This window comes from Pseudophaeobacter sp. 1A09344 (assembly GCF_041008745.1).
GTDB classification, from domain to species: Bacteria; Pseudomonadota; Alphaproteobacteria; order Rhodobacterales; family Rhodobacteraceae; genus Phycobacter; species Phycobacter gallaeciensis_A.
In genome coordinates this window covers 12533-26192 of record NZ_JAXGFS010000006.1, presented here as the reverse complement: position 1 = coordinate 26192, position 13660 = coordinate 12533, and the positions used below count along the sequence as shown (strand labels likewise).

Annotated in this window: 12 protein-coding genes; 9 read left to right on the top strand and 3 right to left on the bottom strand. The window is 60.3% G+C overall.

What is annotated here, in order from left to right; genetic code table 11:
- Positions 1–231: 231 nt before the first annotated feature.
- From SM765_RS11710 to SM765_RS11670, 9 genes are all read left to right on the top strand, one after another.
- Positions 232–2205, top strand: coding sequence for an AMP-binding protein (locus SM765_RS11710; RefSeq protein ID WP_274838150.1), 1974 nt, complete (start codon positions 232–234; stop codon positions 2203–2205).
- Between the two features lie 52 nt (positions 2206–2257).
- A complete protein-coding gene (locus SM765_RS11705) occupies positions 2258–3067 on the top strand; it encodes an ABC transporter ATP-binding protein (protein WP_116560346.1) in 810 nt (269 codons plus the stop codon).
- Between the two features lie 29 nt (positions 3068–3096).
- Positions 3097–4083 (top strand): branched-chain amino acid ABC transporter permease, encoded by a 987-nt coding sequence (locus SM765_RS11700; protein ID WP_065271784.1) that lies wholly within the window; start codon positions 3097–3099, stop codon positions 4081–4083.
- A gap of 93 nt (positions 4084–4176) precedes the next feature.
- Positions 4177–4434, top strand: a complete 258-nt coding sequence (locus SM765_RS11695) for a hypothetical protein (RefSeq protein WP_065271783.1) — start codon at positions 4177–4179, stop codon at positions 4432–4434.
- Between the two features lie 3 nt (positions 4435–4437).
- On the top strand, positions 4438–5514 hold the full coding sequence (locus SM765_RS11690) for a branched-chain amino acid ABC transporter permease (RefSeq protein ID WP_065271782.1): 1077 nt from the start codon (positions 4438–4440) through the stop codon (positions 5512–5514).
- A 97-nt stretch (positions 5515–5611) separates the two neighbouring features.
- The gene (locus SM765_RS11685) at positions 5612–6895 is read left to right on the top strand and encodes an ABC transporter substrate-binding protein (protein ID WP_065273619.1); all 1284 of its coding nucleotides are present in this window, start codon (positions 5612–5614) and stop codon (positions 6893–6895) included.
- Between the two features lie 166 nt (positions 6896–7061).
- The gene (locus SM765_RS11680; RefSeq protein WP_065271781.1) at positions 7062–7898 is read left to right on the top strand and encodes an ABC transporter ATP-binding protein; all 837 of its coding nucleotides are present in this window, start codon (positions 7062–7064) and stop codon (positions 7896–7898) included.
- Between the two features lie 17 nt (positions 7899–7915).
- Entirely contained in the window at positions 7916–9133 is a 1218-nt protein-coding gene (locus tag SM765_RS11675; protein ID WP_274835304.1) for a phenylacetate--CoA ligase family protein, read from the top strand.
- Between the two features lie 195 nt (positions 9134–9328).
- Positions 9329–11008, top strand: a complete 1680-nt coding sequence (locus tag SM765_RS11670; RefSeq protein WP_274835305.1) for an ABC transporter permease — start codon at positions 9329–9331, stop codon at positions 11006–11008.
- On the opposite strand, the gene SM765_RS11665 is transcribed toward SM765_RS11670, so the two are convergent.
- The 3 genes from SM765_RS11665 to ykgO all read right to left on the bottom strand — a co-directional run bounded on the left by SM765_RS11665 (position 11005) and on the right by ykgO (position 13592).
- On the bottom strand, positions 11005–11901 hold the full coding sequence (locus SM765_RS11665) for a CobW family GTP-binding protein (protein WP_368981534.1): 897 nt from the start codon (positions 11899–11901) through the stop codon (positions 11005–11007). The genes SM765_RS11670 and SM765_RS11665 overlap by 4 nt on opposite strands.
- A gap of 297 nt (positions 11902–12198) precedes the next feature.
- The gene (locus SM765_RS11660; RefSeq protein ID WP_065271778.1) at positions 12199–13215 is read right to left on the bottom strand and encodes a Fe(3+) ABC transporter substrate-binding protein; all 1017 of its coding nucleotides are present in this window, start codon (positions 13213–13215) and stop codon (positions 12199–12201) included.
- A 251-nt stretch (positions 13216–13466) separates the two neighbouring features.
- Positions 13467–13592, bottom strand: a complete 126-nt coding sequence (gene ykgO / locus SM765_RS11655) for a type B 50S ribosomal protein L36 (RefSeq protein ID WP_008562923.1) — start codon at positions 13590–13592, stop codon at positions 13467–13469.
- Positions 13593–13660: the final 68 nt, after the last annotated feature.

Here is a 13660-nt window from a genome sequence, read left to right as displayed (position 1 = left end):
GTGAGGGCGCGTGGCGCATTTTGCGGGTCTCGGTGTCGCGGTAAATCTGCGGTGGTTGAGGGGATGTGAAACAGGCCGGAACACATTCCTGTGATCCTGTTACAATTCGTAAGAATTGGGAAAACATCAGGAAAAAGTTGACGCACTACCATCAGACAGGTCCTAATCGGGATCAGAATCGCGGAACAGCGATCATCCGGCCAGGGGAGGCCGGAAAGGGAGGAGATAAAATTGGCTCAGACGCAGTCGGGCGCCGCAGGACTATTGTCTCTGCCGGCGCTGCTTGAACGTAACGCCACGGAATTCGCTAATCAGCCGGCTTACCGGGAAAAGGAATTCGGAATCTGGCAGTGCTGGACCTGGGCGGAAATCGCCAAGGAGATCGAAGCACTGGCGCTTGGCCTGATCAACCTAGGCATCAAGGAAGGCGATTTCATCGCCATAATTGGGCGCAACCGCCCCTACCTTTACTGGTCGATGGTTGCGGCGCAGTCCGTCGGCGCCATTCCGGTGCCGGTCTACAACGACTCTGCCGCCGAGGAACTGGCCTATGTGCTGGATCATTGCGGCGCCCGCTATGTGATCGCCGAAGACCAGGAACAGGTCGACAAGGTGATCGAGATTCAGGAGCAGCTGCACCAGCTGGAGCACGTTATCTATCTGGATCCGCGCGGCATGCGGAAATACGACCACCATGCCTTGCACCAGTACAGCCACGTGCAGGAGCAGGGCCGCGCCGCCTATGACGAATGGATCCCGGATCTGAAGGCGCGCAAGGCCAAGCTGACCTACGACAGCACCTGCGTGATGCTTTATACTTCCGGGACGACGGGCAAGCCAAAAGGCGTTGTCCTGTCCAACCGCAACGTGATCGAAAGCGCCAAGAACTCGGCTGATTTCGATAAGCTGACCCGCAACGAGAACATCCTCTCCTACCTGCCGATGGCCTGGGTGGGGGACTTCATTTTCTCGATCGGTCAGGCCTACTGGTGCGGCTTCTGCGTGAACTGCCCGGAAAGCCAGGACACCATGATGACCGACCTGCGGGAAATCGGTCCGACTTATTTCTTTGCTCCGCCGCGCGTCTTCGAAGGTCAGCTGACCAGCGTCATGATCCGGATGGAAGATGCAGGTCCGCTGAAGCGCAAGATGTTCCACCACTTCCTGGCCCACGCCAAGAAGGTCGGCGGCGACATCCTGGACGGCAGGCCCGTGGGGCTGATGGATCGGCTGAAGTACAAGCTGGGTGACATTCTAGTCTACGGTCCGCTGAAAGATACCCTTGGCTATGGCCGCATTCGGGTGGGATACACCGCGGGTGAAGCCATCGGTCCGGAAATCTTCGATTTCTATCGCTCGCTGGGGATCAACCTCAAACAACTTTACGGTCAGACCGAGGCCACCGTTTTCATCACCGTGCAGCCCGATGGCGAAGTGCGGGCCGATACGGTTGGCGTTCCGGCGCCGGATGTGGAGATCCGCATCGACGACAATGGCGAGATCTTCTACCGCTCGCCCGGCGTTTTCGTGGAGTATTACAAGAACGCGGAATCCACAGCCTCGACCAAGGATCCTGAAGGCTGGGTCGCGACTGGCGATGCGGGCTTTATCGAAAACGATACGGGCCATCTGCGCATCATCGACCGCGCCAAGGACGTTGGCAAAATGGCCAGCGGTGCAATGTTTGCCCCGAAATATGTCGAAAACAAACTGAAGTTCTATCCCGACATCCTTGAGGCCGTGCTCTTTGGCAATGGCAAGGATCGTTGCGTGGCTTTCATCAACATCGACCTGACTGCCGTAGGCAACTGGGCCGAGCGCAACAACATCGCCTATGCCTCTTATCAGGAACTGGCGGGCCACCCGAAGGTTCTGGAGAGCATCCGGGAGCATGTGGAAGAGGTGAACAAATCCGTTGCCGCCGACGAAATGCTGTCGGGCTGTCAGGTGCATCGCTTTGTCGTGCTGCACAAGGAGCTGGACGCGGATGACGGTGAGATGACCCGCACCCGCAAGGTGCGCCGCCGCATCGTCGAGGACAAGTTCGCCGACATCATCACTGCGCTTTATGACGGCTCGGATCAGGTCTCGACCACCACCGAAGTCACCTATGAGGACGGCCGCAAGGGCGCCATCAGCGCCACGCTGAGCATCGTCGATGCCAAGGTGGTTCCGGTGACACCGCAGCAGGTGGCCGCAGAATGATCCGCACGACAAAGACAGGCAGCCAGAAAAAGGGGCTGGGCACGTGAAAGACATGGAAGAAGGATACGTCACCGAAGACGGCCGCAAGATTGGCGGCGTGGTGATGGAAATGAAGAACATCACCCTGCGGTTCGGCGGTGTGGTGGCGATCAAGGACATCTCGTTCGACATCCGTCAGGGTGAGATCCGCGCGATCATCGGCCCCAACGGAGCGGGCAAGTCCTCGATGCTGAACGTGATCTCGGGGTTCTACGTCCCGCAGGAAGGTCAGGTTCTCTATCAGGGCAAGCCGCGTCCGCAGATGCGCCCCTACGAGGTGGCGCGTCAGGGTATCGCCCGGACATTCCAGAACATCGCGCTTTTCGAAGGGATGAGTGTTCTGGACAACGTGATGACCGGACGGCTCAACTACATGAAGACCGGCCTGCTGAGCCAGGCGCTGTGGAAGGGCAAGGCCGAGAAGGAAGAGACCGAGAACCGCGAAGCGGTGGAGAAGGTCATCGACTTTTTGGAAATCCAGCACATCCGCAAGACCCCGGTGGCGCGTCTGCCCTATGGTCTGAAGAAACGGGTGGAACTGGCCCGCGCCCTTGCGGCCGAGCCGAGCCTGCTGCTGCTGGATGAACCGATGGCTGGCATGAACGTCGAGGAAAAAGAGGACATGTCCCGCTTTATCCTTGATGTGAATGATGAATTCGGCACCACGATCGCTCTGATCGAACACGACATGGGCGTGGTGATGGATCTGTCCGACCGGGTGGTCGTGATGGATTACGGCAAGAAGATCGGCGATGGCACGCCGGACGAAGTCCGCAACAACCAGGATGTGATCGACGCCTATCTTGGCGTTGCGCATGACTGACCATCAGACCGGCTTGAGGGAGGCGAAACATGCCTGAACAACTGATTTTTGCGATGGAAGTCACGCTCAACGGCCTGATGGCCGGCGTGCTCTATGCGCTTGTCGCGCTCGGATTTGTCCTGATCTACAAGGCATCCGGCATCTTTAACTACGCCCAGGGCGTCATGGCGCTGTTCGCGGCGATGACCCTGGTGGGTATCATGAATGGTCAGGTGCCCTTTGCGCATCTGATCAACGCGGTCTTCGGCGGCCATATCACCCATTTCGGGTGGACGATTCCGTCCTTCCTGGCGGTGATCCTGACCGTGGCGGTCATGGTTCTGCTGGCCTGGCTGGTGCAGGTTCTGGTGATGAAGCATCTGGTCGGGCAGGAGCCGATCATCCTGTTCATGGCCACCATTGGTCTGGCTTACTTCCTGGAAGGCGTGGCTGACCTGATGTGGGGCTCCGAGATCAAGACGCTGGATGTGGGCATCCCGCAGGGCATCAACCTGTGGATTGATGAGACCACCTACAACATCTTTGGCTACGGCTTCTTCATCGACAACCTTGATATCGTGGCGACCGTGGTGGCGGCGCTGCTGGTGACCGGTCTTGTGATCTTTGCCCAATACACCAAGCAGGGCCGCGCCATGCGCGCCGTGGCGGATGATCACCAGGCGGCGCTGTCTGTGGGTATCTCGCTTAACTTCATCTGGGTTCTGGTCTGGTCGGTTGCCGGGTTCGTGGCGCTGGTCGCAGGTATCATGTGGGGCACCAAGTCGGGCGTGCAGTTCTCGCTGTCGCTGATCGCGCTGAAGGCGCTGCCGGTTCTGATGCTGGGCGGTTTCACCTCGATCCCGGGCGCCATTGTTGGCGGCCTGATCATCGGTGTGGGTGAGAAACTGTTTGAATTTGCTATCGGCCCGATGGTCGGCGGCGCGACTGAAAACTGGTTCGCATACGTACTGGCGCTGCTGTTCCTGGTGTTCCGTCCGCAAGGCCTCTTTGGGGAGAAGATCATCGAAAGGGTCTGACGCAGCCCAATGACATCAAGGCCGGTTCCATTCGGGGAGGGATGGGGCCGCGCCGCAAGAGACTGAACGCAACATAAGAGGGAGGAAAGACGCATGAGAAAGCTCATTGCCATCGTCAATGTGATCGCCTGGTCTGGATTTTGGGCCTTTGGCTATCTGGCGCTGACCTCCGGAGATTTTTCCGACACCCAGGTCGTCATCTCCGCTCTTCTGGCTGCTGTCGGTCTTTTCACAGGGATCCTCGCCTATCTGCGACTGGCCCGCCTGGCCGAGGCCAGCGGATACGCGAAGAAGACAAATCAACTGGACGCAGCGGCCCGCAACCGCGCGCAGGAAAAAGGGAGCATCTGAAGCATGTTCTACCGTGAAGCCGGGGACTTTAAGGTCTCTTACCAGGATGACAGCCAGACGTTTCCGATCAAGTTCGATCGCTATCGTTACTACGCGGTGCTGGCCGTGGCCTTTCTGGTCATCCCCTTTGTCATCAACGACTACTGGGCGAATGCCATCCTGCTGCCGTTCCTGATCTATTCGATCGCGGCCATCGGCCTTAACATTCTGGTCGGATATTGCGGTCAGGTCAGCCTCGGGACCGGCGGTTTCATGGCTGTGGGTGCCTATGCGGTCTACAAGTTCATGACCGCCTTCCCCGAAGTCAGCATGTTCGTGCATGTTCTTTTGGCGGGGGGGGTGACCGCGCTGGTCTGTGTGGCCTTTGGCCTGCCGTCCTTGCGCATCAAGGGCTTTTACCTGGCGGTGGCCACGCTGGCGGCGCAGTTCTTCCTGGTCTGGCTGTTTAACCGTGTGCCGTGGTTCTACAACTACTCCGCCTCGGGCCAGATCAACGCGCCAGAGCGGGATGTCTTTGGCATCGTGATCACCGGTCCCAACGCACCGGCCTGGGCGACCTATTTCTTCTGCCTGATCTTCCTGACGTTCTGCGCCATCGTCGCCCGCAACCTGACGCGCGGCACAACGGGCCGGACCTGGATGGCGATCCGCGACATGGACATTGCTGCCGAGATCATCGGGGTGAACCCGCTGAAGGCGAAACTGACAGCCTTTGCCGTCTCCGGCTTCCTGATCGGTATCTCCGGGGCGCTGTTCTTCTCGGTCTACCTTGGCGCGGTTGAGGTCGGCGAGGCCTTTGGCATCAACAAGTCTTTCCTGGTGCTGTTCATGGTGATCATCGGCGGTCTGGGCTCGATCTTCGGCTCCTTCGCGGGCGCGGCCTTCCTGGTGCTGCTGCCGGTGGTACTGAAGGTTCTGGGCGTCGACGTGATGGGCTGGCCGACTGATATCGTGGCGCACTTCCAGCTGGTGATCGTGGGAGGGCTGATCGTGTTCTTCCTGATCGCAGAACCGCACGGGCTGGCGCAGCTGTGGCGCGTTGCCAAAGAAAAACTGAGACTCTGGCCCTTCCCGCACTGACGCGGGGACGGCAGACCATCGCGGGGACAACAGCAAGAGCCAACTCACGGGCCCCGCATCAAAAAATCGGATGAGACCAATGGGAGGAATGAACCCGATGAAACTTAAACTGACCACTCTGGCGCTGGGCGCGCTGATGGCCGCAGGGCCAGCCATGGCGGATCTCGTATTCCCGTCGCTGAGCTACCGCACCGGCCCCTACGCCGCAGGTGGCATCCCCTTCGCGGATGGCTATGCCGACTATTTCACCCTGGTGAACGAGCGTGACGGCGGCATCGGCGGCGTCAAGGCGAAGGTGATCGAATGCGAGACCGGCTATAACACCGAAAAAGGTGTGGAATGCTACGAATCCACCAAGGGCGAAGGCGCGCTGGTGTATCAGCCGCTGTCCACCGGTATCACCTACCAGCTGATCCCCAAAACCGCTGCTGACGGCATCCCGCTCCACACCATGGGCTATGGCCGGACCTCGGCTGCCAACGGCAAGGTCTTTGGCAACGTGTTCAACTACCCGGCAAACTATTGGGATGGCGCCTCGGGTATCATCACCTACCTGCTGGACGAAAACGGTGGCGACATCAAAGGCAAGAAGATCGCCCTGCTGTACCACAACTCCGCCTACGGCAAGGAACCGATCCGCACCCTGGAAGAGCTGTCCAAGAAGCATGGTTTCGAACTGTCGACCCTGCCTGTTGACCACCCCGGTCAGGAGCAGAAGTCCCAGTGGCTGCAGATCCGCCGTGACCGTCCCGACTATGTCGTGATGTGGGGCTGGGGCGTGATGAACCAGGTTGCCATTCAGGAAGCCGCAAACGTCCGCTATCCGATGGAAAACTTCATCGGCGTTTGGTGGTCCGGTGCCGAGCATGACGTCCTGTCCGCCGGTGCAAAGGCCAATGGCTACAAGGCTGTGACCTTCCACAACGTTGGCCGCGACTTCCCGGTGTTTGATGACATGCAGAAATATGTTGTCGACAAGGGCCTGGCTGCCGGTGCAGGCGATCAGATCGGTAACGTGCTTTATAACCGTGGCATGTACGCGGCGATGCTGGCTGTCGAAGCGGCCAAGACCGCCCAGGAAATGCACGGCACCAAGGACATCACCCCGGCGATGATGCGCGATGGCATGGAAGCCCTGGAAATGCCCGAAGCCCGTATGTCGGCGCTTGGAATGCCCTACTTCGGTCCGTCTTTCAACGTTTCCTGTGAAAACCACGGTGGCCCCGGCCTCGTCGGCATGACCCAGTGGAACGCAGAGACCAAGACCTGGAGCCTGATCTCGGACTTCCAGAAGACCGATACCGCTGTAATCCAGCCGCTGATCGAAGCTGATTCCGCTTCCTATGCGGCGGAAAACAACATCGAACCGCGCTGCAACTGATAGTGCTCGTGATCCCGCCTTTTGGGGCGGGACCGGACTCAAAACCGGTGTGGCGGCCAGCCGCCACACCACCTCCGAAGAGACACCGATCCGGGCGCCTGCGAATGAATACGGCTCGCCCCGGACCAGGCCGCAACAGGCCGTGACCGCATGAGGACAAACTTTGATGCTCGACGCAGCAAACACCACCGATGTGCAGGCCGAAACCCTGCTTGAGGTCAACAATATCGAGGTGATCTACAACCACGTGATCCTCGTGCTGAAAGGCGTCAGCCTGAAGGTTCCAAAAGGCGGTATCACCGCGCTGCTGGGCGGCAATGGCGCCGGCAAGACAACGACACTGAAGGCGGTTTCGAACCTGCTGCATTCCGAGCGCGGTGAAGTGACCAAAGGGTCGATCAAATACCGCGGCGAGGTGATGCACGATCAGGATCCCGCCGAAGTGGTCCGCAAGGGCGTCATCCAGGTGATGGAAGGCCGCCATTGTTTCGAACACCTCACCGTTGAGGAAAACCTGATGACCGGCGCCTATACCCGCGCCGATGGCAAGGGCGATATCCAGCGCGATCTGGAGATGGTCTACAGCTATTTCCCGCGCCTGAAGGAACGCCGCAAATCCCAGGCTGGCTATACCTCCGGGGGTGAGCAGCAGATGGTGGCCATGGGCCGCGCCCTGATGAGCCGCCCGGAAACCATCCTGCTGGACGAACCTTCGATGGGTCTGGCGCCGCAGCTGGTGGAGCAGATTTTCGGCATCGTGAAATCGATCAACGAAAACGAAGGCGTGACCTTCCTGCTCGCGGAACAGAATACCAACGTGGCGCTGCGCTTTGCGCATTATGGCTACATCCTGGAATCCGGCCGCGTGGTGATGGATGGACCTGCCGCCGAACTGCGCGAAAACCCGGACGTGAAGGAATTCTATCTCGGCATGTCGGACGAAGGGCGCAAGAGCTTCCGCGATGTGCGGTCCTACCGCCGCCGCAAACGGTGGCTGAGCTGATGCGGGGTGATGAGGACATGAGTTTTTTTGACATTCTTGAAACCCGCTCGGCGGATGAACGTGCCGCGGATATCGCCAAGGCGCTGCCGGAGCAGATCGCCCGCGCCAAAACCGCGCCGGGATATGGATCGGCGCTGGCCGATGTGGATCCTGCGGCGATCACCTCGGCTGCGGATCTGGCCGCGCTTCCGGTGCTACGCAAATCCGAACTGAGCCGCGCCCAGGCCGAGAATGCCCCCTTTGGTGGCTTCACGGTGAAACCGGCGCATGGGTTCGCGCATATCTTCCAGTCGCCGGGTCCGATTTATGAACCGGGCGGCAGCGAACATGACTGGTGGCGCATGGGCCGCTTCCTGCACGCGGCAGGCATCGGCGCTGGCGATGTGGTGCAAAACTGTTTCGGCTACCACCTGACTCCGGCTGGCATGATCTTTGAAAGCGGCGCCCGCGCCGTTGGCGCCGCGGTTCTGCCCGCAGGCACCGGCCAGACCGAATTGCAGGTGACCGCCGCCCGCGACGTGGGCGCGACCGCCTATGCGGGCACTCCGGATTTCCTCAAGGTGATCCTGGACAAGGCCGATGCCATGGGCGTGAAGCTGGGCTATACCAAGGCGGCGGTCGGGGGCGGCGCGCTGTTCCCGTCGCTGCGTCAGGAATACGCCGACCGGGGCATCACCTGCCTGCAAAGCTACGCAACGGCTGATCTCGGCAACATCGCCTACGAGAGCGCCGCGATGGAAGGCATGATCGTCGATGAGCGTGTCATCGTTGAGATTGTGACACCCGGCACGGGCACCCCTGTTGCGCCGGGCGAGGTGGGCGAGGTCGTGGTGACGACGCTCAACCCCGATTATCCGCTGATCCGTTTTGCCACCGGCGATCTGTCTGCGGTTCTGCCCGGGATGTCGCCTTGCGGCCGCACCAACATGCGGATCAAGGGCTGGATGGGCCGCGCGGATCAGACCACCAAGATCAAGGGCATGTTCGTGCGCCCTGAACAGGTGGCAGCGCTGGTCGACAAGCATGACGAGATCGTCAAGGCGCGCGTCATTGCCACCCGTGACGGCGAAATGGACGCGATGACTGTTCAGATCGAAGCCACCGGCGGCGATGAGGTCGGGTTTGGCAAATCGGTGATCGAAGTGCTGAAGCTGAAAGGCAAGATCGAAGTGGTTGCCCCCGGTGCCCTGCCCAAGGACGGGCTGGTGATCGAGGATCAGCGCAGCTACGACTGATCCGCAGCCTTACACAGAGATGAAGAGCCGGGCCCCGTAAGGACGCCCGGCTTTTTTCTATCCGAAACCGGGGCCGGGCGTATTCGCCGCAGGGCAGGGTGCTTGCCAGTTTCCTGCTGGAGTTTCCGACAAAAATGATCGAAATAGAGGGGTGTTCCGACCCGCAGTGGGATTCACCAAAGCGATGAGCGACCGATGACTGAAGCCAGCCACACTCCAGACTACGCCCCAAAGGGAAGCCGCCTTGGGCGCAAGGCCGGGACACGCGTCTTTGCCGTGCTGGGCTGGGTCGTGGCGCTGGCTTGCGTCCTGCCGATGCTGGCCGTGGCGCTGGCGGGGATGGTCGGCGGCACGGATACCATCGCGCATCTGGCCGGGACGGTGCTGCCACGCTACCTGATCACGACGGTGGTGCTGGTGGTTCTGGTCTCACTTGGAACCCTGTTGCTGGGTGTCGGGGCGGCCTGGCTTGTCACCATGACCCGTTTTCCTGGCGTGCGCCTGTTCGAGGTCGCGTTGGTCCTGCCGCTGGCCTTCCCGGCTTATGTGCTGGCCTATGCCTATACCTTTGTTCTGGATCACCCCGGCATCGTGCAGACCACCCTGCGACAGGTGACGGGCTGGGGGCCGCGCGATTACTGGTTCCCGGAGATCCGCTCTCCGGGTGGGGCGGCGGTGATGCTGATCTTCGTCCTTTATCCCTATGTCTACCTCTTGGCGCGGGCGGCCTTCCTGCAGCAAAGCGCGGGCGCCTTCCTGGCGGCGCGGGCGCTGGGAAAAAGCGCCTGGGAGGCCTTCTGGCGTGTCAGCCTGCCGATGGCGCGGCCGGCGATTGCCTCGGGTGTGTTGCTGGCGGTGATGGAGACCATCGCCGATTTCGGTACCGTGTCCTATTTCGGGGTGCAGACCTTTGCCACCGGGATCTACACCAGCTGGTTTTCGCTGGCGGATCGGGCCGGGGCGGCGCAGCTGGCGCTGTGTCTTCTTAGCTTTGCGTTGATGCTGGCGGTAGTGGAACGCTCCACCCGCGGCAAGGCGCGCTATCATCAGGCGGGCAAGCACCACGCTGAAATGCCGCCTGCTGACCTCACCGGTTTACGCGCCGCTGCGGCTTGGGTGCTCTGCGCGATTCCTGTGGTTTTGGGCTTTGTGCTGCCGGTGGTGATCCTGTGCAATATGGGGCTGCAATCCGAACAGGACCTGTTCAGCCGCCGCTATATCGGTTTCATCCAGAACTCTCTGATTCTGGCCTCGACTGCTGCGGTGATCACCGTGCTGGCGGCGGTCATCCTTGGCTTCTACCAGCGACTGCGCCCGGGGCGCAGTTCTGCCCTCGCGGCCTATATGTCACGGCTGGGCTATGCGGTGCCGGGCGGGGTGATCGCGGTGGGGCTGATGGTACCTTTCGCGGCCTTTGACAACGCTCTCGATGCCTGGATGCGGGCGACCTTTGATATCCGCACCGGCTTGCTGATCACCGGATCCATCTGGCTCCTGGTGGCCGCCTATATGGTGCGGTTCCTCGCGGCGGCTCTTGGTGCCTATGAGAGCGGCCAGTCCACTGTTCACGCCAATATGGATGCGGCCGCCCGGTCGCTGGGTCAAAGTCCGCTGGGCATGCTGCGCCGGGTGCATCTGCCGATCCTGACGCCGAGCCTGCTGACCGCGCTGCTGATTGTTTTCGTGGATGTGATGAAGGAACTGCCCGCAACGCTGATCATGCGGCCATTCAATTACGATACGCTGGCGGTGCAGGCCTACCGGCTGGCCTCGGACGAGCGGCTGGAGGGCGCTGCGGTGCCGTCTCTGGTCATCATGGCGGTGGGGTTACTGCCTGTGATCCTGATCTGCCGACAGGTTGGGCGCCGCAGTTAGGCGTGCCCACCTGTCTGGCTCTGAGCGTCAGGCTGGCCCGTCCACCAGGCCTCGATTTGTTCAGGGGAAATCCGCCCGGCAGGCCCAAGCCCGACCAGAAGGGTTTCGTCGGCATCGCAGTGACGGGCTTCGACATGGCGGCCGACGATATGCAGCTCATAGGCACCGCCGGTGGTCAGCACGTAGCCTTTCATGCGGTAAAGACCGTCGGGGCGGCTGGCCAGTTTGTCGCCCAATGCGCGGCGATCCAGAACGTCGCGGCTTTGATGTTGCCAGGTGGCATAGGCGGGATGCGCGGCCACGGAGCGGCCTTTGGGCAGGGGCACGACGTCAAACAGCAGATCAGAAACTGGCGCACCATCCAGAACCGTCGGGGTGCGCGCCCCCTCGGCCTTCAATTGGTCAGCCAGATCCGCATCAATATCTTCGCATTTGGAGACCAGAACCAGGTCAGCGGCGCGGATTTGCTGCAGCACCTGGGGGGCAATCTCTTCATCCTGCAGAAGGGTATCGGCATTGAACCCATCCACCACGGTGACAATGCCGGCATAGCTAAAGCCGCTTTCGCCCATGACGGTATTTGCGATGGCGACTGGATCGGAGATGCCGCTGGCCTCGATCACCAGATGGCCGGGCTGTTCCGGCCGATCCAGGATTTGCCGCAGCGTCAGCGCCAGATCCGTTCCCATGGTGCAGCAGATGCAACCATTGGTCAGGGCGATGGTGCCGTTTTCCGTATCGCGGATCAGATCGGCGTCGATGTTGATGGCGCCGAAATCGTTAACGATGACGGCCAGGTCCAGCCCGTGCGACTCGGCGAGGATGCGATTGATGAGGCTGGTTTTACCTGCGCCGAGGTAACCGCTGATAATCGTGACAGGCACCCTTTTCACAGCATGGTTCCTTGTCGTGCGATATCCCGGAAACCCTGCATGTGCCTTTAACCCCTCACTTGAAAATTCCGCAAATCTATAGGCGGCAGTAGGGTGCAGGTCCAGAAATTCAGCAACAAAGTTGCCGGATTGCAGGCGTAAAGGCGCTAAAGGATCATTTTGGGAGCGGGCAATGGCCGATTCTGAAAATCCGGGTCTTGAGTTGAGACATTCTGACCATCTGCGACTCTCAAAAAGGACAAAAAGGCGCGAGGGGGCCTCGCGCCTTTTTTAAAATTCGAATCATCCTGAGGTGGATTATTTCCAGCCTACCGCATCAAAGATCTTCTGTGCTTCGGGGATGTTCTTGGCCACGTCGGACAGGTTGATGTCGTCGGGTTTGAAATGGCCAAGGGCAGCGATGCTGGGGGCGAGGCCCACGCCCGGCACGGCCGGGTATTCGTCATTGCCTGCCGAGAAATACTGCTGCGCCTGATCCGAGGCGAGATACTCGAGGAACTTGATCGCGTTATCGCGGTTCGGGGCATGTGCAGCAACGCCGCCACCGGACAGGTTCATATGCGCGCCCTGTTCGTTTTGCGCCGGGAAGATCCAGCCGATCATGTCACGCGAATCGGAGAGGCCTTTGACGTCTTTGCGGATCGAGCGGGCAAAGTAATAGCTGTTCGCCACGGAGATCTCGCATTCACCCGAGACGATGCCGCGCAGCTGGTCGGTGTCACCGCCCTGCGGATCACGCGCCATGTTGGCAACCACGCCTTCGGCCCAGGATTTGGCAACATCGCTGCCCTGGTGGGTGATGATCGAGGCCAGCAGGGTCTGGTTGTAGGTGTTGGTCGAGGAGCGGATGCAGACCAACCCCTTGTACGCCGGATCGGCCAGATCAAGGTAGGTTTGCGGCGGGTTGGCCACGTCAGCCTTGTCGTAGAAGATGATCCGGGCGCGCTGGGAAAAGCCGAACCACTGGTTGTCTGCGTCCTGCAGGTAACCGGGCACGCGCGCCTCCAGCACGTCGCTGTCGATGGATTGCAGCACGCCTGCATCCTTGGCGCGGGCCAGACGCGAGGTGTCGACGGTCAGCAGGATATCGGCAGGGGAATTCTCGCCCTCGGCCTGCATGCGGGCAATCAGCTCATCCGCCTTGCCTTCGATCCGGTTGATGCGGATGCCGGTTGCCTCTTCGAAGTCCGAATAAAGGCGTTCATCGGTGTCGTAATGGCGCGAGGAATAGAGGTTTACCTCTCCCTCGGCGGCGGCAGAGGTTGCAATGGTGGCGGCCAGAGCGCCTGCCAGTATCGTGGTCGCTTTCAACATGGTTACTCCCATCAAGCTTCGGTATGTCTTTCCGACTGATTTAGTCGATTATAGGATTCCGAAGCGGATGAAAACAAAAACTGACAATTTTACTTGGAGAAAATTCACGGGCTGGCTGCGGGTCAGTGGGCAAGGTCGTATCGGCTCGTTTCGGTATGGGTGCCCCTAAAACGCAAAAAACCGCATCCGAAGATGCGGTTTTCAAAATACGCTGTGACTGTCGTGCAGTCCCAGATCCGGTCTGGTGGATCTTAGCCCTGACGCGCTTTGAAGCGGCGCTGGGTCTTGTTGATCACGTAGACGCGGCCCTTGCGACGCACAACGCGGCAGTCACGGTGCCGGTTCTTGAGCGAGCGGAGCGAGTTCTTGACCTTCATGGTCCTTCTCCTGTTCTGCGGCGCGAACCAGCGCCTGGGTTAGCGGGTGTTCCGACCCGTGGGCCAAA

Excerpts from the sequence above, each read along its gene's own strand:
- SM765_RS11705 (WP_116560346.1), top strand. The coding sequence starts at position 2,258 with ATGGAAGAAGGATACGTCACCGAAGACGGCCGCAAGATTGGCGGCGTG.
- SM765_RS11700 (WP_065271784.1), top strand. The coding sequence starts at position 3,097 with ATGCCTGAACAACTGATTTTTGCGATGGAAGTCACGCTCAACGGCCTG.
- SM765_RS11695 (WP_065271783.1), top strand. The coding sequence starts at position 4,177 with ATGAGAAAGCTCATTGCCATCGTCAATGTGATCGCCTGGTCTGGATTT.
- SM765_RS11690 (WP_065271782.1), top strand. The coding sequence starts at position 4,438 with ATGTTCTACCGTGAAGCCGGGGACTTTAAGGTCTCTTACCAGGATGAC.
- SM765_RS11685 (WP_065273619.1), top strand. The coding sequence starts at position 5,612 with ATGAAACTTAAACTGACCACTCTGGCGCTGGGCGCGCTGATGGCCGCA.
- SM765_RS11680 (WP_065271781.1), top strand. The coding sequence starts at position 7,062 with ATGCTCGACGCAGCAAACACCACCGATGTGCAGGCCGAAACCCTGCTT.
- SM765_RS11675 (WP_274835304.1), top strand. The coding sequence starts at position 7,916 with ATGAGTTTTTTTGACATTCTTGAAACCCGCTCGGCGGATGAACGTGCC.
- SM765_RS11670 (WP_274835305.1), top strand. The coding sequence starts at position 9,329 with ATGACTGAAGCCAGCCACACTCCAGACTACGCCCCAAAGGGAAGCCGC.
- SM765_RS11660 (WP_065271778.1), bottom strand. The coding sequence starts at position 13,215 with ATGTTGAAAGCGACCACGATACTGGCAGGCGCTCTGGCCGCCACCATT.
- ykgO (WP_008562923.1), bottom strand. The coding sequence starts at position 13,592 with ATGAAGGTCAAGAACTCGCTCCGCTCGCTCAAGAACCGGCACCGTGAC.